This window comes from Aminobacter sp. P4_D5, assembly GCF_056401815.1.
Window position 1 is genome coordinate 1 of the sequence record NZ_JBFUIP010000848.1, and the last position, 653, is coordinate 653.

At 70.0% G+C, this 653-nt stretch carries 1 protein-coding gene; it reads left to right on the forward strand.

Annotated elements, in window-relative coordinates; all coding sequences use genetic code 11:
* Nucleotides 1–514 (forward strand): ubiquinone/menaquinone biosynthesis methyltransferase (locus tag AC1DWF_RS35365; RefSeq protein WP_476843127.1); only part of this gene is annotated, 514 nt, incomplete at its 5' end.
* Nucleotides 515–653: the final 139 nt, after the last annotated feature.

The window sequence follows — 653 nt, forward strand, 5'->3', positions numbered from 1 at the left end:
CCTCGCGCTGGAGCGCGGGGCCGGGCGGGTCATCTGTTCGGACATCAATGCCGAGATGCTGCAGGTCGGGCAGTCGCGCGCGCTGGACCGCGGCTTCGCGCGCGGCCTCTCCTTCCTCTGCACCGATGCGGAGCGCATCCCGCTGCCCGATGCCAGCGTCGAGAAGGTCAGCATGGCCTTCGGCCTGCGCAACTGCACCGACAAGGACGCCGTGCTGCGCGAGATCAGGCGCGTGCTGAAGCCGGGCGGGCGTTTCCATTGCCTGGAATTCTCCCACCTCGAGATCGCGGCCCTGGCGCCGCTCTATGATGCCTGGTCCTTCAAGGCCCTGCCCGCCATCGGCGGCCGCATCGCCCAGGATGCCGAGAGCTACCGCTACCTCGCCGAAAGCATCCGCATGTTCCCCGACCAGGCGACGCTCGCCGGCATGATGCGCGCGGCCGGGCTGGAGCGGGTGGCGCACCGCAACCTCTCGGGCGGCATCGTCGCCATCCACACGGGCTGGAGATTCTGAGATGGCGAGTCTCGATCTGCAGCGACGCATCGAGGCGAGCTTCGCCCGGCAGGGCCTCATGCGCGTCATCGAGGCCCGCATCGCCGAGGTCGCGCCCGGGCGCTGCGTGATCGAGGCGCCCTTCCGCAAGACGCTGACC